The 22,807-nt window shown below is 47.7% G+C and carries 23 protein-coding genes and 4 pseudogenes; 17 read left to right on the forward strand and 10 right to left on the reverse strand.

What is annotated here, in order from left to right; translation table 11 throughout:
- Nucleotides 1-16 precede the first annotated feature (16 nt).
- The gene (locus ACH518_RS17795) at nt 17-679 is read right to left on the reverse strand and encodes an IS5 family transposase (RefSeq protein ID WP_445373015.1); all 663 of its coding nucleotides are present in this window, start codon (nt 677-679) and stop codon (nt 17-19) included.
- Between the two features lie 4 nt (nt 680-683).
- On the opposite strand from ACH518_RS17795, the gene ACH518_RS17800 reads away from it, so the two are divergent.
- Nucleotides 684-1,169 carry an IS630 family transposase gene (locus ACH518_RS17800; RefSeq protein WP_445371047.1) on the forward strand — a complete coding sequence of 162 codons (486 nt, stop codon included), beginning with the start codon at nt 684-686 and terminating at the stop codon, nt 1,167-1,169.
- 113 nt (nt 1,170-1,282) lie between these two features.
- Here the strand turns inward: ACH518_RS17800 and ACH518_RS17805 are convergent, their stop codons facing one another.
- Nucleotides 1,283-2,476 carry a glycosyltransferase gene (locus tag ACH518_RS17805; RefSeq protein WP_445371048.1) on the reverse strand — a complete coding sequence of 398 codons (1,194 nt, stop codon included), beginning with the start codon at nt 2,474-2,476 and terminating at the stop codon, nt 1,283-1,285.
- Nucleotides 2,477-2,544: 68 nt separating this feature from the next.
- Between ACH518_RS17805 and ACH518_RS17810 the strand changes: the two genes are divergently transcribed.
- The gene (locus ACH518_RS17810) at nt 2,545-4,173 is read left to right on the forward strand and encodes a tetratricopeptide repeat protein (RefSeq protein WP_445371049.1); all 1,629 of its coding nucleotides are present in this window, start codon (nt 2,545-2,547) and stop codon (nt 4,171-4,173) included.
- A 121-nt stretch (nt 4,174-4,294) separates the two neighbouring features.
- Here ACH518_RS17810 and ACH518_RS17815 read toward each other — a convergent pair.
- A pseudogene (locus tag ACH518_RS17815) lies at nt 4,295-4,642 on the reverse strand (transposase); the annotation flags it as partial.
- A gap of 64 nt (nt 4,643-4,706) precedes the next feature.
- On the opposite strand from ACH518_RS17815, the pseudogene ACH518_RS17820 reads away from it, so the two are divergent.
- From ACH518_RS17820 to ACH518_RS17845, 6 genes and pseudogenes are all read left to right on the forward strand, one after another.
- A pseudogene (locus ACH518_RS17820) lies at nt 4,707-5,035 on the forward strand (transposase); the annotation flags it as partial.
- 64 nt (nt 5,036-5,099) lie between these two features.
- Entirely contained in the window at nt 5,100-5,234 is a 135-nt protein-coding gene (locus tag ACH518_RS17825) for a hypothetical protein (protein ID WP_445371050.1), read from the forward strand.
- A pseudogene (locus tag ACH518_RS17830) lies at nt 5,195-5,395 on the forward strand (IS3 family transposase); the annotation flags it as partial. The gene ACH518_RS17825 and the pseudogene ACH518_RS17830, both read left to right, overlap by 40 nt.
- Before the next feature lie 82 nt (nt 5,396-5,477).
- Nucleotides 5,478-5,960: a helix-turn-helix domain-containing protein gene (locus tag ACH518_RS17835; RefSeq protein ID WP_445370167.1), complete on the forward strand. Its 483-nt coding sequence runs from the start codon at nt 5,478-5,480 to the stop codon at nt 5,958-5,960.
- Nucleotides 5,879-6,475: an IS630 family transposase gene (locus tag ACH518_RS17840; protein ID WP_445371051.1), complete on the forward strand. Its 597-nt coding sequence runs from the start codon at nt 5,879-5,881 to the stop codon at nt 6,473-6,475. Before ACH518_RS17835 ends, ACH518_RS17840 begins: the two co-directional genes overlap by 82 nt.
- A gap of 34 nt (nt 6,476-6,509) precedes the next feature.
- On the forward strand, nt 6,510-7,031 hold the full coding sequence (locus ACH518_RS17845; protein ID WP_445371052.1) for a hypothetical protein: 522 nt from the start codon (nt 6,510-6,512) through the stop codon (nt 7,029-7,031).
- On the opposite strand, the gene ACH518_RS17850 is transcribed toward ACH518_RS17845, so the two are convergent.
- Nucleotides 7,017-7,613, reverse strand: a complete 597-nt coding sequence (locus ACH518_RS17850; RefSeq protein WP_445371051.1) for an IS630 family transposase — start codon at nt 7,611-7,613, stop codon at nt 7,017-7,019. The two genes, ACH518_RS17845 and ACH518_RS17850, sit on opposite strands and share 15 nt — an antisense overlap.
- Nucleotides 7,532-8,014, reverse strand: coding sequence for a helix-turn-helix domain-containing protein (locus tag ACH518_RS17855; protein WP_445370167.1), 483 nt, complete (start codon nt 8,012-8,014; stop codon nt 7,532-7,534). Before ACH518_RS17855 ends, ACH518_RS17850 begins: the two co-directional genes overlap by 82 nt.
- Before the next feature lie 84 nt (nt 8,015-8,098).
- Here ACH518_RS17855 and ACH518_RS17860 point away from each other — a divergent pair.
- Nucleotides 8,099-8,737: pseudogene (locus tag ACH518_RS17860) on the forward strand (IS3 family transposase); the annotation flags it as partial.
- Entirely contained in the window at nt 8,644-8,982 is a 339-nt protein-coding gene (locus ACH518_RS17865; protein ID WP_445371053.1) for a transposase, read from the forward strand. The pseudogene ACH518_RS17860 and the gene ACH518_RS17865, both read left to right, overlap by 94 nt.
- On the opposite strand, the gene ACH518_RS17870 is transcribed toward ACH518_RS17865, so the two are convergent.
- A complete protein-coding gene (locus tag ACH518_RS17870) occupies nt 8,920-9,441 on the reverse strand; it encodes a transposase (protein WP_445371054.1) in 522 nt (173 codons plus the stop codon). The genes ACH518_RS17865 and ACH518_RS17870 overlap by 63 nt on opposite strands.
- A 199-nt stretch (nt 9,442-9,640) precedes the next feature.
- Between ACH518_RS17870 and ACH518_RS17875 the strand changes: the two genes are divergently transcribed.
- From ACH518_RS17875 to ACH518_RS17885, 3 genes are read left to right on the forward strand one after another with little or no spacing between them, the layout of a single operon-like run.
- A complete protein-coding gene (locus ACH518_RS17875) occupies nt 9,641-10,774 on the forward strand; it encodes an ABC transporter permease (RefSeq protein WP_445371055.1) in 1,134 nt (377 codons plus the stop codon).
- Nucleotides 10,774-11,517: an ABC transporter ATP-binding protein gene (locus ACH518_RS17880; protein WP_445371056.1), complete on the forward strand. Its 744-nt coding sequence runs from the start codon at nt 10,774-10,776 to the stop codon at nt 11,515-11,517. The genes ACH518_RS17875 and ACH518_RS17880 overlap by 1 nt, the downstream gene beginning before the upstream one ends.
- A 2-nt stretch (nt 11,518-11,519) precedes the next feature.
- On the forward strand, nt 11,520-12,515 hold the full coding sequence (locus ACH518_RS17885; RefSeq protein ID WP_445371057.1) for an HlyD family secretion protein: 996 nt from the start codon (nt 11,520-11,522) through the stop codon (nt 12,513-12,515).
- Nucleotides 12,516-12,582: 67 nt separating this feature from the next.
- Here ACH518_RS17885 and ACH518_RS17890 read toward each other — a convergent pair whose 3' ends face one another.
- The 4 genes from ACH518_RS17890 to cysC are packed head-to-tail and all read right to left on the reverse strand — an operon-like array spanning nt 12,583 to nt 18,353.
- Nucleotides 12,583-13,509 (reverse strand): hypothetical protein, encoded by a 927-nt coding sequence (locus tag ACH518_RS17890; protein ID WP_445371058.1) that lies wholly within the window; start codon nt 13,507-13,509, stop codon nt 12,583-12,585.
- Nucleotides 13,502-16,777 carry a VanZ family protein gene (locus ACH518_RS17895; protein WP_445371059.1) on the reverse strand — a complete coding sequence of 1,092 codons (3,276 nt, stop codon included), beginning with the start codon at nt 16,775-16,777 and terminating at the stop codon, nt 13,502-13,504. Before ACH518_RS17895 ends, ACH518_RS17890 begins: the two co-directional genes overlap by 8 nt.
- Nucleotides 16,774-17,727, reverse strand: coding sequence for a DHH family phosphoesterase (locus ACH518_RS17900; RefSeq protein WP_445371060.1), 954 nt, complete (start codon nt 17,725-17,727; stop codon nt 16,774-16,776). The genes ACH518_RS17895 and ACH518_RS17900 overlap by 4 nt, the downstream gene beginning before the upstream one ends.
- Nucleotides 17,724-18,353: an adenylyl-sulfate kinase gene (cysC, locus tag ACH518_RS17905; protein ID WP_445371061.1), complete on the reverse strand. Its 630-nt coding sequence runs from the start codon at nt 18,351-18,353 to the stop codon at nt 17,724-17,726. Before cysC ends, ACH518_RS17900 begins: the two co-directional genes overlap by 4 nt.
- 220 nt (nt 18,354-18,573) lie before the next feature.
- Here cysC and dusB point away from each other — a divergent pair, with 220 nt between their 5' ends.
- The 4 genes from dusB to purD all read left to right on the forward strand — a co-directional run bounded on the left by dusB (nt 18,574) and on the right by purD (nt 22,775).
- Nucleotides 18,574-19,551: a tRNA dihydrouridine synthase DusB gene (dusB, locus tag ACH518_RS17910; protein WP_140910623.1), complete on the forward strand. Its 978-nt coding sequence runs from the start codon at nt 18,574-18,576 to the stop codon at nt 19,549-19,551.
- A complete protein-coding gene (locus ACH518_RS17915; protein ID WP_140910622.1) occupies nt 19,552-19,815 on the forward strand; it encodes a helix-turn-helix domain-containing protein in 264 nt (87 codons plus the stop codon).
- Between the two features lie 29 nt (nt 19,816-19,844).
- Nucleotides 19,845-21,404 carry a bifunctional phosphoribosylaminoimidazolecarboxamide formyltransferase/IMP cyclohydrolase gene (gene purH / locus ACH518_RS17920; RefSeq protein WP_445371062.1) on the forward strand — a complete coding sequence of 520 codons (1,560 nt, stop codon included), beginning with the start codon at nt 19,845-19,847 and terminating at the stop codon, nt 21,402-21,404.
- An 81-nt stretch (nt 21,405-21,485) separates the two neighbouring features.
- On the forward strand, nt 21,486-22,775 hold the full coding sequence (purD, locus tag ACH518_RS17925) for a phosphoribosylamine--glycine ligase (RefSeq protein WP_445371063.1): 1,290 nt from the start codon (nt 21,486-21,488) through the stop codon (nt 22,773-22,775).
- Nucleotides 22,776-22,807: the final 32 nt, after the last annotated feature.

Consider the following 22,807-nt stretch of genomic DNA (forward strand, 5'->3'; position numbering starts at 1 on the left):
TTAAGCGCTGCTTTTTTCAGGGGGGATTACCATAGCCGGCGTCGCCCTGCACGAATGGTTCTTCGCCGTGCAGCAGGTTGGCGGCTTCGGCCACGTCACTGACATTGCCAGAGGTAACTGTGAGGGTATGCACCAAGCCGGTTTCGCTATCGACGCCAATGTGAAATTTGCTGCCGAAAAACCATTGATTCCCCTTTTTGCTGGAATGCATTTCCGGGTCGCGCGCCTTGCTTTGGTTTTTGGTCGAGGTCGGCGCGGCAATCAGGCTGGCGTCGACGATGGTGCCGGCTCTTAAAAACAGCCCGCGTTCCCCCATCGTTTGGTTGATGGCTGCAAAAATCTGTTCGGTTAATCCGTGGGCTTCCAACAGATGGCGGAACTGCAAAATGGTACTTTCATCGGGCACCGCTTCCAGGCGAATCCCGCAAAAGCGCCGTAGCGATTCAATTTCGTACAGCGCGTCTTCCATGCCGGGATCGGAGTAGTTGTAGACAATCTGGGCCACGTGCACATGCAGCATGGCATTCAAGGCAAACGGCCTGCGACCACGTCCTTGGCCGGATGCGTAATGCGGTTCAATCACCGCTCGCATGACTGACCAGGGCAACAATTCTTCGAGTTGGTTCAGAAACTTCTCCCGCCGGGTGAGTTTGCCTTTATTGGCGTAAGCTGGTGAAATTGAATTGGCCTATGTGGACGAAGCGGGGTTTGCGCCACAACCACCGAATCGTTCAGCTTGGACAAAAAGCGGAGAAGTCCATGCCATTACTGCTAAGCGTGCACTACGCTTGAATGTGATCGGTGCCATGCTGTCATCCGGCCGATTAATACTGGCTAAACTGTGGCAAAGCGTAAATGGTCTATGGTTCTTTGGCTTTCTGATGGCGTTGATCGACCGCGTCAGCAAACCCTTGGTAGTGATTTTGGATAATGCATCCATTCATACTGCCAAGAAACTGAAACCTTATTGGGATTTGTTGGAAGAAAAAGGGATGCGATTTTATTTCCTGCCACCCTACAGTCCCGAGCTGAACCGGATTGAATTGCTGTGGCATAAAATGAAATATGAATGGCTGCCATTCAAGACATTTACGCCGGATGAACTTGAGCAAGCCATTGACGAAATTGGTCACGGGTTTGGCTCGCAATACACGTTAACTTTTTGCTAGGCGCTTATTCGACATCGGCAAAACTGAGCTGTTGATACTGTTCCATGGGCGTCATCTCGAAATCCGGGCTATTGCTGAATTATATCGCTCGCGGGAAATTAATCAGAGGTTCTTTAAGAGCAGTAAATGTTAGATTCTAACAATTTCAAAATTCTTTCAACATTAAATAAACAATCTTCACTAACTTTTGAATCATTTGTTTTTGACAGTGCTCGCGTAACAGCAGACATTACCTTGTCCAAACTAAGCTGGCTTGGCCGAATAACCTCGCCACAACCTTTTTTTTCTGCTAGATGCATCATTAGAAATTGATCCAGGTTACTTGGAATGCCAATAAGAGGTTTATTTTCCGTTATGCACTGATAAACCATCGGGCTTCCTCCGTTACAGATCACAACATCGGCTTTCTTCACGCATGCGTCCGCCGGCAAATATTTGCTTAGAAATACATTGCTATATTGAATTTCTTGCGGAAAATCGTTCACCGTCGAGCAAATCACAGTTACTTGCATTTCACTCATGATTTGCAGCAACGACGGTAAAATACTAGCATCGCCTGAGCTCCCGAGAGTAATAAAAATAATTGGATTTTCTACTGGCACACTATCCCACCAATCAGGCAAGGGCACTGGCGCAGACCATAATATAGGGCCGATAAATAAATGATTTGAAGGAAGAGGTTTCATCGGGACAAAACAATCAACATCCGCGTAAAGAGTGAAATCAGCATCGGTATACATCTCTCTTAAATCTTTTGCAAGCTTGGTATGTCCAAACTTTTTACATACTTTATTAAAAGCATTAGTGTGAAACTTAAATATATAAGGTCTGGCAATGTTGAATATTTTTTGAGAGAAATGGACGCCGATTATTCTAGTCAGAATCGTTTCAGGAACTGGATATTCGATATTTGCATAAGGACTCCAGTATGCATTAGTAATCGTAGCGTAGGGAATCGCCCTTAAGCGACAGCTGATCGCTAAAGTTAGCCTGAAGTCACCTATGATAAAATCCGGCTTAACTTCATCGATAATTTTCAGCTCCTCATCAACGTATCGTATTAATTCGTTGGTGTTATAAATTGGCATCCCTTTTTGCAGTCTTTGTTTGAATTCGCTGCAGCCAATGGAATACAACTTTATCCGTTTGAATTCGATCATACCTAGCATCTGATCAAATCGCGAATCCGCGGCAAGCACGACGCTATGTTCTTTGCAACGACTTAGTTCGTTCGCAATTTTAATGCAGCGCGCAACATGTGCTAGAGTGACCGCTTCTGAAAAAAAAAGGATACGTTTAGTGCTCATTTATTCTAAAATTACCTAAGTTTAGTTGATCTAAGCTTTAAATCCACACCTAAGTGTCAGGAGTACCAATGTACGCCAATATTTTAAGTCATTCAAACATGAAACTGAAAGTGATAACGCTCTTGATCTTTTCGTCAGCATTTTTTGCACCGCAAGGCTACGCAGCCAGCTTTGAATCAGACTTTCAAGTAGGGGGAATTTTTCCTTCGGACGATACAAATAAAGCGACTCTCCCATCTAATGGGCTAGGCGAAATTTATCAAGGGGTCGAGGATTTGACGCGATTTGAAAGTGAAGATGATTCGATCAAAGGTTTGCTTAGAAGCGGAGTGCGGCATTTTGGTGAAGGTGACACAGCACTCGGCCTAAGTGAACTCAAGCAGGCTTGGGAAAAGGCGCCTAACATGCCTTCAACCGGCGTCACACTTGGTATACATTATGTTAAGGCCCAAAAATATAGTGAAGCTTTGGAAGTGGCAAAAAAACAAAAAGAAATTTTCCCTAACAAACCGTATGGCTTCATTTTAGAAGGCGCTATATATCAAGCTCTTGGAGAAAAAGACCGATCTATTGATGCCTTGAGTCAAGCTCTCAAAATAAATCCAGGAGATCCTGATGCGTCCGTAGCGCTTGCTGATTATGCCACAAGGGATAAAAATATCGGTAAAGCCAGGGATCTTTATCTCACAGCGCTTAGGCATTATCCTGATAATCTCCGCACTTTATTGCTTCTGATAAGGCTCGATAATTCCTTAAAGAAAGATACACGGGAAGCCAAAGGACTCATTGAAAAAGCGGCCCAGAGAGCACCAAATACGCCATTTACCCATAAAACCTTAGCCTATGCATATTTTCTAATTAAACAATATCCAAATGCCGTAATCGAGGTAAACAAAGCGATGGCATTAGAACCGAGTGCTCCGACACAATTTCAGTTGGCGCAATACCTAGCGCATGACGGACAGCTTAAGGCCTCGAAGGACATCCTGAATGTCTTAATGAAGCAATACCCTGATAAAATAGCTCCAAAGGAATTGGCAGGGAGGTTGGCTATCTCGCAAAAACAGCCAGAGGAAGCAATTAAGCTTTTTAAGGAAGCATATGCCCTGCAACAAACTACAGATCTTGCCCTCCAATTAACCTCGGCGCAAATTGCCGCAGGCGATAAGCGATCGGCGTTCGGTACGCTGGAAAACCAAATCAACAAACACCCTGAAGATGTAATCCTACGCAGTCGATACGCCGAATTGCTTAGAAAAAATAACCAGAAACACGAAGCTATTCAACAATATAATGAGCTATCACGCCTTTCTCCCGATGATCCGTATATTAAAAACAATCTAGCATGGCTATATTTAGAACAGGGAGATCTTGGTGCGGCGGTAAAACAAGCTGAAGAGGCAAAAAATATTGCTCCGAATGAGCCTAGAATTTTGGATACTTATGGTGTGATGTTAATGAAAAATAAACAAGCTGATGCGGCTATCGAGATATTTCAAAAAATACTAAAAGAACAACCAGATAACACGACTGTGGGTATACATTTGGCCGAGGCGTTGGCGAGCGCCAATAGCGTCGAACAGGCCAGAATTCTTTTAAAAGAATTAATAAAGCCAGCCAATTCATTAGAAGATAATCAGTCGGCTAAAGAATTACTGAATAAACTTGATTCAGATTGGGGCGCCTCGAAACGGTAATCAAAAGTGGCCCCATTCGTTTGAACAGCGAAACCTGAATTTGAAGTGAAATCCCTACCATGGTTTAGGCAGCCAACTTGAGGATTGGCAAGCCATCGTTATACGCCTGATGTGGCGTTTTTCATTTCAAACTGGAATGCGGCCGTTCGTGGTTGTACCACTCGAAATAATCCAGAATTGAGGCGCGGGCTTGACCGACGGAATCGTAAGCGTGCAGGTAGACTCGCTCGTATTCAACGGATCGCCATAGCCTTTCTACAAAGACATTATCCCGCCAGGCGCCGCGACCGTCCATGCTGAGCTGGCAGCCCTGGCCTTTCACGGTATCGACAAACGCCTTGGCGGTGAACTGGCTGCCTTGGTCGGTGTTGACGATGTCGGGCCTGCCGTAGTGTTTGAAAGCGTGCTCCAACACATCCACCGCATGACAGGCTTCCAGAGTGATTGGCACCTTGGCGGGCCAGGGTAATCCCCCCTGAAAAAAGCAGCGCTTAAAAGTAGAATTTTCTCGTAACAGACGGAGGAAGTTTTACATGAAGACCTCACGATTTAGTGACAGCCAGATTCTGGCGATTTTGAAGCAAGCGGAAGCGGGCACGCCAGTACCGGAGATCTGCCGCGAACACGGCATCAGTTCCGCGACGTTTTACAAATGGCGTTCCAAATAGGGCGGCATGGATGCGTCCTTGATGGCGCGCCTGAAAGAACTGGAAGACGAAAACCGGCGGCTGAAGAAAATGTACGCCGAGGAACGCTTGAAGGCCGAAATCATCAAGGAAGCCCTGGAAAAAAAGGTCTAACGCCATCTTGCCGCCGCGAGATGGCGCAACTCATGATTCAGGCCAAGCGGGCCAGTCTTCGGTGTAATGGTCAACAAAAACCGGACACTTCTAAAGGCAGAATTTATACTGCTAGCAGAGGTGACCATGAGTAACGACAAAAAACACAATCGACCCAAATATAGCCTTGAGTTCAAGCAAGATGCTACGAAGCTGGTTTTGGAAAAAGCTACAGTCAGCAGCAAGCGGCCGATCATCTGGGCATATCGCAAAGCGCCCTAGGACGCTGGGTACGAGCGGAACGCAAGCCTTCGGCCAACGAATCGGCAACCAAAAAGTCTTGCCTGAATCTGGCGGATCATGACGAATTGGTCCGGTTACGAAAGGAAAACGAACAACTGAGGATGGAGCGCGAAATCTTAAAAAAGGCCGCCGTCTTCTTTGCGAAAGAAACCGAATAAGCGCTTAACAACAAATAGGCATGCAGTAAAATAGCAGGGTTTTAGATACGGTGGTGGCGACGGAATGCGGGTAAGGCCCATAGAATTGAGAGAAAGCGAACGAGAGCAACTACAGCTAATCATCAAGAAAGGGAGTGATTGGCGAGAACGGGAGCGTGCGGAAACCATTTTGATGTTATCCGAGGGTCAAACAGTCGTTGCTATTGCAGAGCATCAGGGGGTGAAGCCGGAAGCAGTCCGCGAGCGGCGACGAAAGTGGTGGAGAAACGGACTAAACAGCTTACCGGATCAACCGCGTAGTGGTGCGCCGAGCAAGTTGACTGACGCGCATCGAAGCCAACTCAAGGAATGGATCGATGCGGAACCTTTGAACTGCCGGGTATTGGTTAGTCGTCTAACGACGGAGTGCGGAGTAACGATTAGTGCTGGCACCTTGCGGAACGAGTTAAAACGCATGGGCTATGTGTGGAAACGCACTCGTTACAGTTTAAAAAAAAGCGCGATCCCGAGCGCTTCGAGCAGGCCCGACAAGACATCGCTGAACTGATTAAGCAAGCTCAAGCTGGTGAAATTGAATTGGCCTATGTGGACGAAGCGGGGTTTGCGCCACAACCACCGAATCGTTCAGCTTGGACAAAAAGCGGAGAAGTCCATGCCATTACTGCTAAGCGTGCACTACGCTTGAATGTGATCAGTGCCATGCTGTCATCCGGCCGATTAATACTGGCTAAACTGTGGCAAAGCGTAAATGGTCTATGGTTCTTTGGCTTTCTGATGGCGTTGATCGACCGCGTCAGCAAACCCTTGGTAGTGATTTTGGATAATGCATCCATTCATACTGCCAAGAAACTGAAACCTTATTGGGATTTGTTGGAAGAAAAAGGGATGCGATTTTATTTCCTGCCACCCTACAGTCCCGAGCTGAACCGGATTGAATTGCTGTGGCATAAAATGAAATATGAATGGCTGCCATTCAAGACATTTACGCCGGATGAACTTGAGCAAGCCATTGACGAAATTGGTCACGGGTTTGGCTCGCAATACACGTTAACTTTTTGCTAGGCGCTTATTAATCATATCTCTCATGGGGGAATAAATGAAAAACTTGATAGGATTGGTAATGATGTTGGCTTCTAATGTTGTATTAGCAACATCTCAAACGGTATTGGATGTTAATTTTGGTACATTAACATATACGGCATTGACTTCGGCCCAATTTACATCTGTATTGACTAACGGTGTCAGCGGCGGTGTGGGTGTATCAGGTGCAGTAGCAGGTAAAGAAAAGCGTATTGGTCCATCGGGTTTTATCACAAACTTAACAACGTCGACATTGGTAAACGGTAGTCCTGCGATGTCTGGATCGGTGCTGATGTGTGGTAGTAGTGGTATAAATTCTTTTAGTATAACTTTAACAAACTTACCAGCTCACAATAAACTAAGTTTGAAATTTATGTTGATTGCGAATGATATGTATTCTAGAGCTGCTCAAACAGCGGGAGCTGGGGCATTATTATATCCGCCGAATAATATGAGCATATCACTGGATGGAGCATTAAAGTTTTCGCAAAGATTTGCTACTAAAGGATTTCCTGATAAGCGCCTAGCAAAAAGTTAACGTGTATTGCGAGCCAAACCCGTGACCAATTTCGTCAATGGCTTGCTCAAGTTCATCCGGCGTAAATGTCTTGAATGGCAGCCATTCATATTTCATTTTATGCCACAGCAATTCAATCCGGTTCAGCTCGGGACTGTAGGGTGGCAGGAAATAAAATCGCATCCCTTTTTCTTCCAACAAATCCCAATAAGGTTTCAGTTTCTTGGCAGTATGAATGGATGCATTATCCAAAATCACTACCAAGGGTTTGCTGACGCGGTCGATCAACGCCATCAGAAAGCCAAAGAACCATAGACCATTTACGCTTTGCCACAGTTTAGCCAGTATTAATCGGCCGGATGACAGCATGGCACTGATCACATTCAAGCGTAGTGCACGCTTAGCAGTAATGGCATGGACTTCTCCGCTTTTTGTCCAAGCTGAACGATTCGGTGGTTGTGGCGCAAACCCCGCTTCGTCCACATAGGCCAATTCAATTTCACCAGCTTGAGCTTGCTTAATCAGTTCAGCGATGTCTTGTCGGGCCTGCTCGAAGCGCTCGGGATCGCGCTTTTTTTTAAACTGTAACGAGTGCGTTTCCACACATAGCCCATGCGTTTTAACTCGTTCCGCAAGGTGCCAGCACTAATCGTTACTCCGCACTCCGTCGTTAGACGACTAACCAATACCCGGCAGTTCAAAGGTTCCGCATCGATCCATTCCTTGAGTTGGCTTCGATGCGCGTCAGTCAACTTGCTCGGCGCACCACTACGCGGTTGATCCGGTAAGCTGTTTAGTCCGTTTCTCCACCACTTTCGTCGCCGCTCGCGGACTGCTTCCGGCTTCACCCCCTGATGCTCTGCAATAGCAACGACTGTTTGACCCTCGGATAACATCAAAATGGTTTCCGCACGCTCCCGTTCTCGCCAATCACTCCCTTTCTTGATGATTAGCTGTAGTTGCTCTCGTTCGCTTTCTCTCAATTCTATGGGCCTTACCCGCATTCCGTCGCCACCACCGTATCTAAAACCCTGCTATTTTACTGCATGCCTATTTGTTGTTAAGCGCTTACCCACAGGGCACAAGTAAAGTACGGATTTATTCAGGCGCAACAGAAGACGTATCCCGTGACCGTGCTGTGTCGAGTGATGCAGGTGAGCACCAGTGCTTATTATGCTTGGTGTAACAGTCCGACAGACGAAGACAAAAAACATCAAGATCAACAGCTTGCCGATAGCGTGCGGCAGCTTTTTACCGACAACAAGCAGTGCTTTGGTTCGCGTCGTGTAGCGGATCGATTGCAGAAACAAGGTTTTGCCGTCGGCCGCTTCAAAACGCGGCGGATCATGCGCGATTTAAAATTACAGGTCCGCTATCCCAAACGATTTAAAGTGACCACGGACAGTAAACACAATGAGGCCATATCCCCGAATCGGCTGGATCGGCAATTCAAGGTCGCTCAGCCAAATCAAGTGTGGACCACGGATATTACCTATGTCTGGACGTTACAGGGCTGGCTTTATGTCGCGGTCGTTATCGATCTGTTCTCCCGGCAAGTGGTGGGCTGGGCGATTGACGACCACATACCCACAGGGCACAAGTGCGGACCTCGCTCTGTGTCAACGCATTACAAATGGCCTCCTGGCGCCGCAAACCGCCGCCGGGTCTGCTGCATCATTCGGATCGTGGCAGCCAGTATGCCAGTCGGGAATATCGCCAGCATTTAGCAGTGATGAAGATGGAACAGAGCATGAGCCGAAAAGGCAATTGCTGGGATAATTCGCCGACAGAACGCTTTTTCCGTAGCTTGAAACATGAACAGCTCAACTACGAAAAATTCAAAACCCAGGAAGCGGCGAAACTGAGCGTGATCGACTATTTGGCTTTTTACAACGGTCGTCGATCGCACTCAACATTGGGCTATCAATCCCCGATCGAATTCGAGCGGGACTTTTCGAAAAACGCTGCCTAAACAGGTGTCCGGTTTTTGTTGACCATTACAGATGGTGCCGGCTCTTAAAAACAGGCCGCGTTCCCCCAGCGTTTGGTTGATGGCTGCGAAAATCTGTTCGGTTAATCCGTGGGCTTCCAACAGATGGCGGAACTGCAAAATGGTACTTTCATCGGGCACCGCTTCCAGGCGAATACCGCAAAAGCGCCGTAGCGATTCAATTTCGTACAACGCGTCTTCCATGCCCGGATCCGAATAGTTGTAGACAATCTGGGCCACGTGCACATGCAGCATGGCATTCAAGGCAAACGGCTTGCGACCACGTCCTTGGCCTGATGCGTAATGCGGTTCAATCACCGCTCGCATGACTGACCACGGCAATAAGTCTTCGAGTTGGTTTAGAAACTTTTCCCGCCGGGTGAGTTTGCCTTTATTGGCGTATTCGACATCGGCAAAACTGAGTTGTTGGTAGTGTTCCATGCGCGTTATCTCGAAAACAAAGCTCTTGTTGAATTATATCGCTCGCAGGTAATTAATCAGAGGTTCCTTAACCAAGGGTTAAATTTTTAGGGCCGGCTCTTGCTATACTGTCGACAGGCATTTTCCAAATTAGTTGAAGGTAGATTGCCACTAGCCTTTCGTGAAGGCAACCATATCCAACATATCAAAGGTTTAGCTAATGAATTCCGTGGCATTCCCAGTATCAACCCAAATGCTTTTTCACAATCGTCTGCGGTTTTTTATGACGGTTATCGGAATCGCTATCGCATTTTTCTTAGCTGCGGCTCAAATTGGTCTTTTGATTGGTTGGATAAATACGAACAGCGCAATCATTAACCACGCCGGCGTAGACATCTGGGTTATGCCCAAAGAAACCCGCGCACTGGATTTTGGAAACCCACTTCCGCGCAATAGAATTCAGCAAGTCAGTAGTGTTAAAGGGGTAAATTGGGCTGAAGGTTTGATAGTCACCTGGGTGACTTGGCAACATCCGCAAGGCAAGCGCATTACCGTCGAACTAATTGGTATTGACGAAGGACATGCGGGAATACCTTGGAATATGAAATCCGGTTCAGTTGATTCCATTCATTTACCAGACACAGTTATTGTAGACGAATTATCCTCTGACGCATTAGGCGTCAGCAATATTAATGACAAAGCGGAAATGGAAGAAAAAAGAGTAATTGTAGGCGGCATATCGAAAGACGTCCGGACTTTTACCGCCTCCCCTTTCGTCTTTACGTCTATCAAAAACGCTTTGCACTATGCGCGACTATATCGTGATGACGAAATATCCTATGTTTTGGCTCGAATCGATCCGGGCTCTGATCCATTTGATGTACGTGATCTCATAGCGAAAGAAGTGGCAAATGTCGAAGTTTTAACTACAAAGGAGTTCGCCGAGCGGTCAGTGAAATATTGGATGCTGGAAACCGGCGTGGGCATTACTGTAATCATTACAGCTCTTTTGGGTTTGCTGGTCGGAGCCGTCATTATGAGCCAAACGTTATTTGCCATAACCCAGGACCATATTGGCAATTATGCGACATTATTAGCACTGGGTTTTCATCAAAAAACCTTGCGTCAAATTGTTCTAACCCAGAGCTTAGTCTTGGGTGGATTGGGCATGATTATCGGCTCGGTGCTGTTCTTGATCGCCAGCAGCATTTCTGCACGTAGCCCAATTCCGTTAGAAACCACCGCACTAGCTTCCTCCAGCCTTGTGACTTTTTCAATATTTTGCTGTATAGCTGCTTCCTGGTTCTCGATCCGTGCCATCTTTAAATTGGACCCAGTATCGGTGTTTCACTGATGAAAAACGTTTTAGCTTGCCAGGGCATAACCAAAAGTTACGGCAGCGGAGATCTTGTCGAACAAGTATTGAAGCGTGTCGATCTCGAATTCACCCAAGGAGAAGCATCGGTATTGATAGGCCCGTCCGGCTCAGGCAAAACAACATTGCTATCGATACTGGGATGCCTGCTCGAACCGAGCGCCGGTCAATTGTTGGTCGATAATAACCCCGTCAATTTTTCCGACAAAAGCAGCTTGACCGAAGTTCGCCGACAAAAACTCGGGTTTATTTTTCAACAAGCTCAACTGTTACCGTTTTTAACGATCGGAGATAACCTATCCGTTGTCGGCCGCAATGCCGGCATGGAACCCTCCGATATCGACCAGCGCGTGAACAAACTACTGGATAGGCTGCAACTTCAACCTCTTCGGCACAAATATCCGACGCAACTGAGCGGCGGACAACGCCAACGCGTAGCCATCGCCCGCGCGTTATTGCACCGACCATCCATTGTACTGGCTGACGAACCTACAGCCGCACTTGACTGGAATACCGGTAAAACCGTAGTTGAACTATTGCTGGAACAAGCCCGAATCGAAAACGCAGTCCTAGTGGTTGTGACCCACGACACCAGAATGCTGCCTCTTTTCGATCGAATCCTGTCGATTGCAGACGGACTTGTAGTGGAACGAAAGCAAACTGCGGCAACGGAAAATACTTTCTATACTGAAACTAATTTGGACCATCCTCCCGGACTTTAAATATGCGACGCCCCGCCTCATTTTTTGTAGCTCTACTGGTGACTATTGGCAGTCCGCAACTTTTAGCCGAGCAATCCGGATCAGAACCGAGAAGGATACAAGGCATAGGCTACGTTGAACCTGCCAACGAAATTCGCCGAGTAGCATTCAAACACCCTGGAATCCTCGGCGAATATAAGGTCGAACTGGGTCAACGGGTCAAGGCCGGCGATACCCTAGCCGCTCAAAAAAACGCCGAAGAGCAGATCGCAGTGACCGTAGCGGAAGCCCAATTAGCCGCCGCCAAAGCCGATTTGGCAAAAGTGATGGCAGGCATCAATCCCTACGAAATAGAAGCCAAAAAAAGCGCGCAGAAGATATCTGCCCTGGACGCTGAATATGCACGCCGTAAACTCGAGCGCATCGACCGGCTGCAAAATAGCAAATTCGCTTCGGAAGACGAACGCGATCTGGCTGAAACCAGTGCCAAGCTTAAGCAAGCAGATAGTCTTCGCCTAATATCGGAAACCCGCTATCTGACAAACTACGTCCGCGACGTCGACAAACAAGCCGCCATGGCTCAAGTGGCAGTTGCCGAAGCCCGATTAAAAGCCGCTCAGCAAAGTCTCGCCGAAACCTTACTGATTGCCCCGATCGACGGCACCGTGCTGGAAAATATCTTACGCGTCGGCGAGTCGACATTTTCGACTAGCAGCCCGGAGCCGGTATTATTATTGGGCGACCTAAACAAGTTACGCGTGCGGGCTGAAGTGGACGAGAATTATGCATTAATGCTTCGCGCAGGCCAAAAGGCGACTTTGTTTGGCAGAGGATTAGGCGATAAAGAAATTCCCGCTCGCGTGTCCTTGGTGAAGCAAATTATGGGTAAAAAAACCGTGTTCGCAAAAACAGCAACCGAGCGCAAAGACATCGACGTTATTCAAGTTTTTATCGACCCAGAGTCGCCACTTCAAGCACCAGTCGGACTTGAAGTCAATGTAAAAATCGAATTAAATTAATAGAACTTAAATTCCGGATTTGTTGAGGAAACAGATTGGGTGACTTCTATTCTCGGTTTCCTACGATTTAACTTAAATCCTGTTTGATAAAAAACCTGACAACTCTTAAAAGCAAACCTCCTAGAAAAGTAGCCAACATCGCGTAAATCAGGTTTTTTACTGTGAGAAACCGCAGAATTAACGCAAAATAACTGTTTTCAAGGACGTCGCTTTGCACGTTCTCCAGGCTTTGCTCCGGAATATCCAACACCGCTTTACCCCCAGCGTTTGACGGCGTTTTATTAAACTCCCCCTGGAACATAGGATTTTCATTCGGCGCCCCCAGTCTATTGCTCACCATGATACTTGCGCCAAATTGTTGATTCAGTCCATTTATAGACCGAAATCCTTCCGAAAAAACACTATGACTAAAATCGTATTGAGCCATCTTTGTGTAAATTAAATTATCAATTTCTTTGATATCGTAGTAAGTCCATAGCAATTTACTATATGCAGAGTCACCTATCGCGTCCCTGACTGAGTCGAGCATCCCACTGTATGAAATTTTAAGGGAGCGTTCAAAATTAACGAAACCTTTCAAATCGCCAGCATCATCAATACTTCGAGGATAAACAGAGGGTTTTCCCGCATTTCTAGCCAGCAATTCACCAAGCGTCAAGTAAGGCTCTACTTGCGATGCGTCTTTTTTAGTTAGTGTATTTAAATTCTGACTTTCCGCTCCACTTAAAGAATTTTGTTTTTCTTTATTAGGATGTTGAGCATTCTCGGTCTCGATCGCAATCTCTTGCTGTCTATTAGCTTTGCTTTCTTCATGAGTCTGTTTTGAAGCCGGCACAGGGTGCTGAGTTGACGCTTCTAGGCTGTAAGAAATCGAAATAAACAATAAAAACCATATTTTCTTTGCACCAAAATTCTTAAAAATATTTTTAATTAATCGACAAAAAAAACCTTCACTCATTTTTAAAGAGCGAATAGAAGAGAACTCGTTACGCATTATTCGCTCTACTGAGAATCGAAAACCAACATACCAATAAAAACATAAAAGTTAGCCGCGGTTCGTCAAAAGGACTATCGACTACGCCCACCACCAAAAAACCGACCAACCCACTCGTTGCGGCTAAGCTAAACCTATCACCCAAAACTGCACTTTTAAAACTTTGAATCAAGATATAAGTGACAAAACAACTGAAAACAAGAAGCCCGAACCAGCCTAGATCGAAAAACATCTGGACCCAGATGTTTTTAATGTGCCAAGGCAAGTGATTATCGGTAGAAAAAAACCAATAATCGAATCCGTGCGAAAAACCGCCATTTTTAACTAAATCGTTTCCTTCCGCATCGACCAGACTGACATTTCTTACATCCAATACTGTTTGACTTATGCCGTTATAAAGACCTAACTTCGTCGCGCGCTTCGACAAAGTTCCAGTTAATTTTCCTTTCGGAGCACCAATACTCGTAACCTTGACAATTTTTTCGAATTTTTGCCACTTGCCTGTACCTGCTAAGTTAAAAGAGTCCCAAATACAATCAAACGAGTATAAAAGCGCTTTCTCGCAAATCGGAATTGTTAGCATTGCATTAGAGGACTCACTTCGAGCCTCGAAACTGAGTTTGTATTCAGTATCGGGCGCAACCGGTACCCTTTGCTCGACATATAGCGAGTCTCCACCGCCCAGCTTTAAATAATGCCCGTCACCCTCTGTGGCGAGAGAATACGTTGCCGGAATAGTATTCTCGGAATTTCGCCAAAAGTAGGTTCTTGGATAACTACCTAATCCCATTCCGAAAAGACTAGTCACAATTCCAGAATCCATCATATTTATGGCGTCCAACCAATGGGATGTCCTGATATAGTAATCTTGTTCGACTTGACTAAAACGTTTCTGGATGAAATCCCCCTTCAAAACAGGTACGGACAGTCCTAATAAAACGGTAATCGCCACAGCAACAGCCAAAATAAAACCCAATCGATAGCGGACATTGCTTCTTACGGAAGTATAAACCAATACACACAGTAAAAAGGCCTCAACCATAAAGGCAATATACGGCCCCCGGGAAAATGTAACCAATATAGTATATGCACTTAACGTCAATAATACCAAGGCGAAAACCGATCGAAACGCTTTCTGTTTACCGAAAAACTGAGTTGCGATGAACGGAACCACTAGTACCAAATACTCATCAATATGCCCGCCGCCGGTATGCATACTGGCAAAACTCGCTGTAATCCTAAAGTCGGTATCGTAGTTAAATAAACCTGAATACAAAAATCTTTCCCAAATTGCCACCAAACAGACAACTAACAGGCCCAACAGAATACCCGAACACAAATATTCTCGCGCTTTATTAATACGCTTTAAACTAAAAACCAAAACAGGAAAAAGAATCAATGCCCAAAAAAAGCCTCTGAAAACACGTAGGGCGTTATAGCGGCTATAGTAGTTAATAAACGAATTATCATCGACCGTGTCAAACGGATATAGTCCGGTCAACAAACTTATTAACAACGAAGATACTAGTAAGATCGTCAAAACCCACAATCCTCCGGGCACATCGCTATCCCTTAATACCCATCGATTTCTCAGCAGGCTGACCGCGAAAGTCGTGAGAACAATTAAATCGACTTCCGCGAAGAAGAAACGACCACTGAAAGGCGACAAATCGATCAAAGGCACAATCGTCGGTAATAAAACTAACCACGCTTGAGGCATAAGCCATACCGCTGTTGCGTAAGCCACTAAAAACGCAACAATCTGCAAGGTAAATGCCGGCAGACTTCCCGCTTTCCAAAACACGAAAAAAAGAACTGCCAAGGCGATCGACTTTCCTAAGGTATTAGATTGCCCGTAACTATAATCCGTATTCGAACGGGGAGTCGATAAAACGACTTGATTTTCTGCACCATCTGTAGCGTCTAAACTGCCAAAGCTTTGATACGCTATTTGAGCCTGAGTATTTCTCATATTCCCATTTTTTACCGATCCGGAAAAATTGCCATATTCAGCATACTTAAAGACATTTACAATGTAGAATCCAAAATAGGCAGAAAATCCGGCAATTAGCAAATTAGAAGGATCGGGATGTTTAACTGAAAAAAACAACTTCCCAAATTCAACTAAAAAAGCCAAAAATACGGAAGCAACTACGACATAACTTACGTTTAAACGCTTCTCTATAAATGCGTATCCCACTCCTAGCGGCAGATAAGTTACCACGACGTACATAACGCTGGTTAAGGCAACCGCTTCGGTAACATAATAATGATAGTAAAAGGGCAACCAGTTAATTTGAGCTATTTTGGCTAAGCCATTCTGATAGCCGGTAAAACTAGCGAGTGACCAACCGTTCACCGATAACACAACAACCAAATAGATAAAAAAGATAATTGGCAAAAACCGTAAAAACTCAATTCGTAGCGATTTTAAATTCAAATTCAATTTGCCGTTTGCTGCGTATGCACCGAAGCAAACTCCCGCGCCTCTGGCTATTATCGATACCCCCTGAAAAGTGCCGGTAATCAGCAATAACTGCAATACTTCCAACAAAGCCGAAACCGAGAATGCCAATAAAAACACATTTCCGATTCTACGGCAAAAAAACTTACTGACTATAAAGAAACCGAGCGGTACAGCGGCAAAAACCTCTAAACATGCCTTTAAAACAAAGACAACACCATCGCCATCCAAGATTCCAGAAAAAAATCCTATGGATTTTGCCGAAATACTTCTATGAAGCTCATCCGCAGAGGTAACAAAGTCGAACGGAAAAAAACTCAAGAACAGGTAAAAAACCGTGTAGAGCGTAATAAATGCCGACTGCGATTGGCGGCTATTATTCACAATCGATTTAAACAACTCGTCGACTTTACCACCGACAATTAGCCATAAACCCGACCCGATAAACAAGCCGAGGGTTTCGGCTAACAAGTCGTTTAGCGACACCGTCCGCGGCGGAAAAAATACCTGACAAAACTCGATAGCTAATGCAAGGACGAACCCAAGCAACACCGCAATCACAACAGCCAACAGTCGATAAGAAGCCGGACTGCTCTTACCAGCCAACGCATTTGCCAGCAAATAAGAGAACGGGATATAGAGCAAGATATTGGCTATCCAGTCAGCCCTGGAATACATCCCCAAGGCCAGCCAAGGTATATTGGCAAATACTCTGCAAGCTTGCTCAAAAGTGTAGCCATTAAAATCAAACGGTATCAGACTGCCGTAAACTATAAAAAAAACATAATATAACAACAAAGTCATAGAAATTGATTTACCATCACGTCGACAAATCGTTTCAATTCATTTTCTGGCAAATTATCGATACCCGCAGCGGCTTTACGCCCTCCCCCGCCAAATTGAGCACACACTAGGTCTGCTCCCCATTTGTTTACTAAAGGGGCCCGCAAACTAACCTGGTACCCACCGACGCCATTGAGTGTCAGCACAGCATGCGCCCTATCCGGATATTGATTAGTCAAAGCATTTGCCCACACGCCACTCACCCTACGAGCCCATTTTTCGCTAGGCAACACATAAACGGCAACTTTACTGGTTACATATTCCACATCGGCGCCATTGGCTAAGTTTAAATCGCTAAAATAACCGTCGCATAGTTGCCGGTACAATTCGAACTTTTCATAAATAAAAGTCAGCGGCGAGCAGTAGTTTTTCAGCTCTTGGTATAACAAATCTGGCGCCATGTGCAGATCGGAAATATCGTTGCCGTAGCCGTTGTAATTGACACAGCCCCCCAACTGCTCCAGATCATGCAATTCCCGCGCCGATATGTTCAACTGCTTGGCCAATTCGCAAGCGGCGCCGCGCAAATTGTCGCCAAATGCCCCGGCAATCGCCCATGCTGTATAACGCGAGCCCAAATAACGATCCATCAATAAACTGGTGCAAACGTTAGCGTCGGTATCGATCCAAGCTGTCAAATACGGATTGCCGGGTATTTCTCCGGAATAATGGTGATCCATGTAAAAAATCCTGACGCCCTCGGCCAGCAGTTCCAACAGCGGAGCGCGATTCCGGTCCAGGGATACATCCAACACCACCACGTCGTCGCCCCGGGTGGCCACAACTCGGTTTAAAAGTCCAATGTCGCGCTTGACACCGGTCACTAGCCTCGACTCGAGCGGATATGCCAAACGCAACTGAATTAGGCTACAGATACCATCCGCATCGCCGTTAAACACATCGATGTTCATAGCTCACCGCCTTCCGGCAACGGATGGATCACCCCCTTTGCCGCCAAAAAATCCATCACCTTGTCCACACATTCTTCTAAGGTATCTCTGCCGGTTTCCACGATTAAATCCGGATTTTGCGGAACTTCGTAAGGCGACGATATTCCGGTAAACCATTTAATCTCTCCCAGCCTGGCTTTTTGGTAAAAGCCCTTGGTGTCGCGCCGCTCGCAGACAGCCAGATCACATCGGCAATATATTTCGATAAAATCAGCCGCGGCGACCAAATTACGTGCCTGCAAGCGTTCCGCCCGAAACGGCGATATAAACGCCGTCAACGTTATGACTCCGGACTCCAGCATCAATTTGGCAACTTCGGCGATGCGCCGAATATTTTCCCTACGATCCTGGTCGCTGAATCCAAGGTCCGCGCACAGACCCTGTCGGACGTTGTCGCCATCCAAAACAAAAGTACGACACCCCATCAAGTACAAACGCTCCTCAACGGCGTGTGCCAACGTCGACTTACCAGCTCCTGACAAGCCGGTAAACCACAAAATTGCCGACCGATGCCCATTCAGCGCCTCCCTGTTCTGCCGGCTAATCGCTGCCCGATGCCAGACCACTTGTTTGTTCTCATATTCCATATCTATTTGCGTCCTCCTGCGACGCGTTGATTAATCCGTTCCAGTTGATCTGAAGCTGCGAACGCCCGGGAGCATGCTTAACAAAATTTGAATTCTCCAGACTACCCTCCAGCGGCAGACTCGGGCAACCCCACGCAATTAGCGCCCCGGCAATCCCGGCTTCTCCATCCTACCGATTTTAGGGTATCATTTTCTGCCTTTTCGGCTAGCCCGGCGCTCCATGAAGATCGGCCCTTATCAACTCCCCAACAATGTCCTGTTAGCCCCGATGGCGGGCATAACCGATAAACCTTTCCGGCAACTGTGCAGCGAGTTCGGTGCCGGTCTGGTCGTGTCGGAGATGTTGATTTCGAACAATACCCTGCAAAATCATCCCCGGACCTTAAAAAAAGCCGACCGTGCAGGGGAAGCCGGCTTACGCTCTGTGCAAATTTTAGGCGCCGATCCTGCGCAGATGGCCGCCGCCGCGAGGCTTAACCAGCAACGCGGTGCGCAAATCATCGATATCAACATGGGCTGCCCCGCCAAAAAAGTCTGCTCGACCGCCGCCGGTTCGGCGCTACTCAGAGACGAAGATCTGGTGGCCCGAATTCTGGACGCAGTGGTCGCCGCAGTTGAGATTCCGGTCACTTTGAAAATTCGAACCGGCTGGGATCCGCAGAATCGCAATGCATTGCGGATTGCCCGAATCGCCGAGCAAAGCGGCATTCAAGCTCTAACCATACACGGCCGCAGCAGAGCCTGTAAATTCGAAGGCCATGCCGAATACGACACTATTAAAAGCGTAAAACAAGTAAGCAAAATTCCAATCATCGCCAACGGCGACATTGATAGCGCGGCGAAAGCCAAACAAGTCCTGGATTACACCGGAGCCGACGCCATCATGATCGGCCGCGCTGCCCAAGGCCGCCCCTGGATTTTCCATGAAATCACGGCAAGCCTGCAGGGTACATCCGCGATACCGCCTAGTTTGACCGAAATCAAAACCCTCATAGTCCGGCACTTGGAGAATTTATACAGTTTCTACGGCGAAGACAGTGGTGTTAGAATCGCTCGCAAACACATTGGCTGGTATTTCGATCGTCTCGGCACTTTGCCGGCCGCTCAAAAAGCGGCGATCAACCAGGCTCAGGACACCAAACTGCAACTTAAACTGGTCGACGCATCTTTTAATTTAATTTCATCAAGAGCGGCCTAGATGGTAACACCACCCCCTTCCAAAGATAACGGCTGCGACCGCACCCTTTCAGACCATGTCCGAGATTGCGTCGAAGAGTACTTCAAGCACCTTAACGGTCACGACTCCTCCGGCCTCTACAATCTGGTTTTGGCGGAAGTCGAGAAACCGCTGCTGGAAACCACTCTGAAATACTGCGATTTCAACCAAAGCAAAGCCGCGGTCATCTTAGGCCTTAGCCGCAGCACCCTACGAAAAAAGCTGGAACATTACGGCATTAGTTAACATTTTCTTCCCCCCTTTTTGAGGTTTGCATGAACAAAAAAGTGACCCGTGCGTTGGTCAGCGTCTCCGACAAAACCGGCATCTTGGAATTTTGCCGCGGCCTGAACGGCCTGGGAGTCGAATTACTATCCACCGGCGGCACTGCGAAATTGTTGGCCGAGCACAACATTGCCGTCCGGGAAGTCTCGGACTACACAGGCTTTCCGGAGATGATGGACGGCCGTGTCAAAACGCTTCACCCCAAAGTACACGGTGGCATATTGGGCCGACGTGGAATTGACGACACCGTTATGACAGAAAGCGGCATCCAGCCGATCGACATGGTGATCGTGAATCTTTATCCGTTCGAACAAACCGTTGCCAAACCCGATTGCGATCTGAATACTGCAATTGAAAATATCGACATTGGCGGCCCGACCATGATCCGCGCCGCGGCCAAGAATCACGAGGATGTCGCAGTTGTGGTTGACCCGGCCGATTACTCGACCATTCTCGAAGAACTGCAAACCGGTAACGTCACCTTAAGTCACGAGCGCCGCTTCAAACTGGCACTGAAAAGCTTTGAACATACTGCACGCTACGACACGGCGATCTCGGTTTATTTAGGAAAAGTAATCGACAGCGGCTTTCCGGATACGCTCAACCTGCAATTTCAGCGCTTGCAAACCATGCGCTACGGTGAAAACCCGCATCAAAACGCCGCTTTTTACCGGGAAAAAACACCTTCTGCCGGCAGCATCGCCGCCGCCAGACAGTTACAAGGTAAGGAACTGTCCTACAACAACATTGCCGACGCCGATGCGGCGTTAGAATGCGTTAAAGCCTTTTCCGACCAGCCGGCCTGCGTGATTGTTAAACACGCCAATCCCTGTGGCGTTGCGATTGGTAAAGATATTTTCGAGGCTTATAACCTAGCCTATGCAACCGACCCCACCTCCGCGTTCGGCGGCATCATCGCCTTCAATCGCGAACTGGACCCATCCACCGCTTCGGAACTAATCGGCCGCCAGTTCGTGGAAGTGATTATCGCCCCGGCAATTGCTGCCGACGCCAGGGCGGCTCTGGCCAAGAAGCCCAATATCCGCGTTTTGGAGTGCGGATATTGGAGTGAAATTGATGATGGCCAATTCGATTTCAAACGGGTCGGCGGCGGCCTGCTGGTTCAAGACAGAGATACCGGCAACATCACTGCCGCGGACTTAAAAATCGTCAGTAAGCGCGCGCCGACCGAACAAGAGTTGGCCGACTTGTTGTTCGTCTGGAAAGTAGCCAAATTCGTCAAATCCAATGCCATCGTTTACGGCAAACACGGCCGAACCATCGGCGTAGGCGCCGGCCAAATGAGCCGGGTCTATTCCGCCAAGATCGCCGGCATCAAAGCCGCAGACGAAGGACTGGAAGTCGCCGGTTCGGTGATGGCTTCCGACGCGTTTTTTCCGTTCCGAGACGGGATTGACGCCGCGGCGGCGGCCGGGATTACAGCTGTGATACACCCCGGTGGCTCGATGCGCGACGCCGAAGTAATCGCCGCGGCGGACGAGCACAATATTGCGATGGTATTGACCGGCATGCGCCATTTTCGGCATTGATAAGCTGCAGCCTCTCTGATTCATACCAATTTGGGCCGGCGACTCCGGCCCTGTTTTCCCAACTCATTTCCGGTAAGTCCTATGAAAATCCTGATCGTCGGTAGCGGCGGGCGCGAACACGCCCTGGCCTGGAAAGCCAAACAATCTCCCAAAGCCCCCCATGTGTTCGTAGCTCCCGGCAATGCCGGCACCGCGCTGGAACCCGGTATCGACAACGTCGACATTCAAGCCGACGACATTCCGGGATTGCTGAATTTCGCCCAGGCTCGCGGCATCGACTTGACAATCGTCGGCCCAGAGGTCCCATTGGTACTCGGTATCGTCGACCAATTCCAGGCCGCAGGGCTTGCCTGTTTCGGCCCTTCCGCCCAAGCAGCACAGCTGGAAGGGTCGAAATCGTTTTGCAAGGATTTTATGGCCCACCACGGTATACCGACTGCAGCCTACCAAACCTTTACCGACACCGAACAGGCCATCGCCTACATCCGCAGCCAGGGCGCCCCTATCGTCGTCAAAGCCGACGGCTTGGCTGCCGGAAAAGGGGTCATCGTTGCTCAAACCGAGGAACAAGCTATCGAGGCCGTGCAGGACATGCTATCCGGTAACAGTTTCGGCGAAGCCGGGCATCGGGTAGTGATTGAGGAGTTCTTAGCAGGCGAGGAGGCCAGCTTCATTGTCATCGCGGACGGCGAGCACGCACTAGCAATGGCGACGTCGCAAGACCACAAAGCGCGCGACAATGGCGACCTCGGACCGAATACGGGCGGAATGGGCGCTTATTCCCCGGCTCCGGTGGTGACTCCCGAAATCCATCAGCGGGTCATGAATGACATCATCATGCCTACATTACGCGGCATGCGCGCAGACGGGAATGAATATACCGGCTTCCTTTACGCGGGCTTGATGATCGGCAAAAACGGCACGGTAAAAGTTCTGGAATACAACTGCCGGTTTGGCGATCCGGAAACACAACCGATCATGATGCGATTGAAAAGCGATCTTGTGGAGTTGTGCCAGGCAGCATTGCAGAAAACGCTGGACAAAATCGATACCGAGTGGGACCAACGAGCGGCTTTAGGCGTCGTGTTGGCTGCCGGCGGGTATCCGGACACCTATACAAAAGGGGATGCTATCAACGGCTTACCGACTGATAGCACCGAAGATACAAAAGTGTTTCATGCTGGAACCAAGTTAATGGACGACAGACAGGTGGTTACGGCCGGCGGCAGAGTGTTATGCGCCTGCGCTTTGGGGGCCGACATTGCCGAGGCTCAACGCAAAGCTTATATCTTGACCCGCCAAATCGATTGGAAAAACGTATATTATCGGGACGATATCGGCTTTAAAGCCATTCCAACTTCAAATCCCTGATCGGTAACAAAAAACCGACCGACTATCCGGGA

This window comes from Methylomonas sp. HW2-6, from assembly GCF_052474525.1.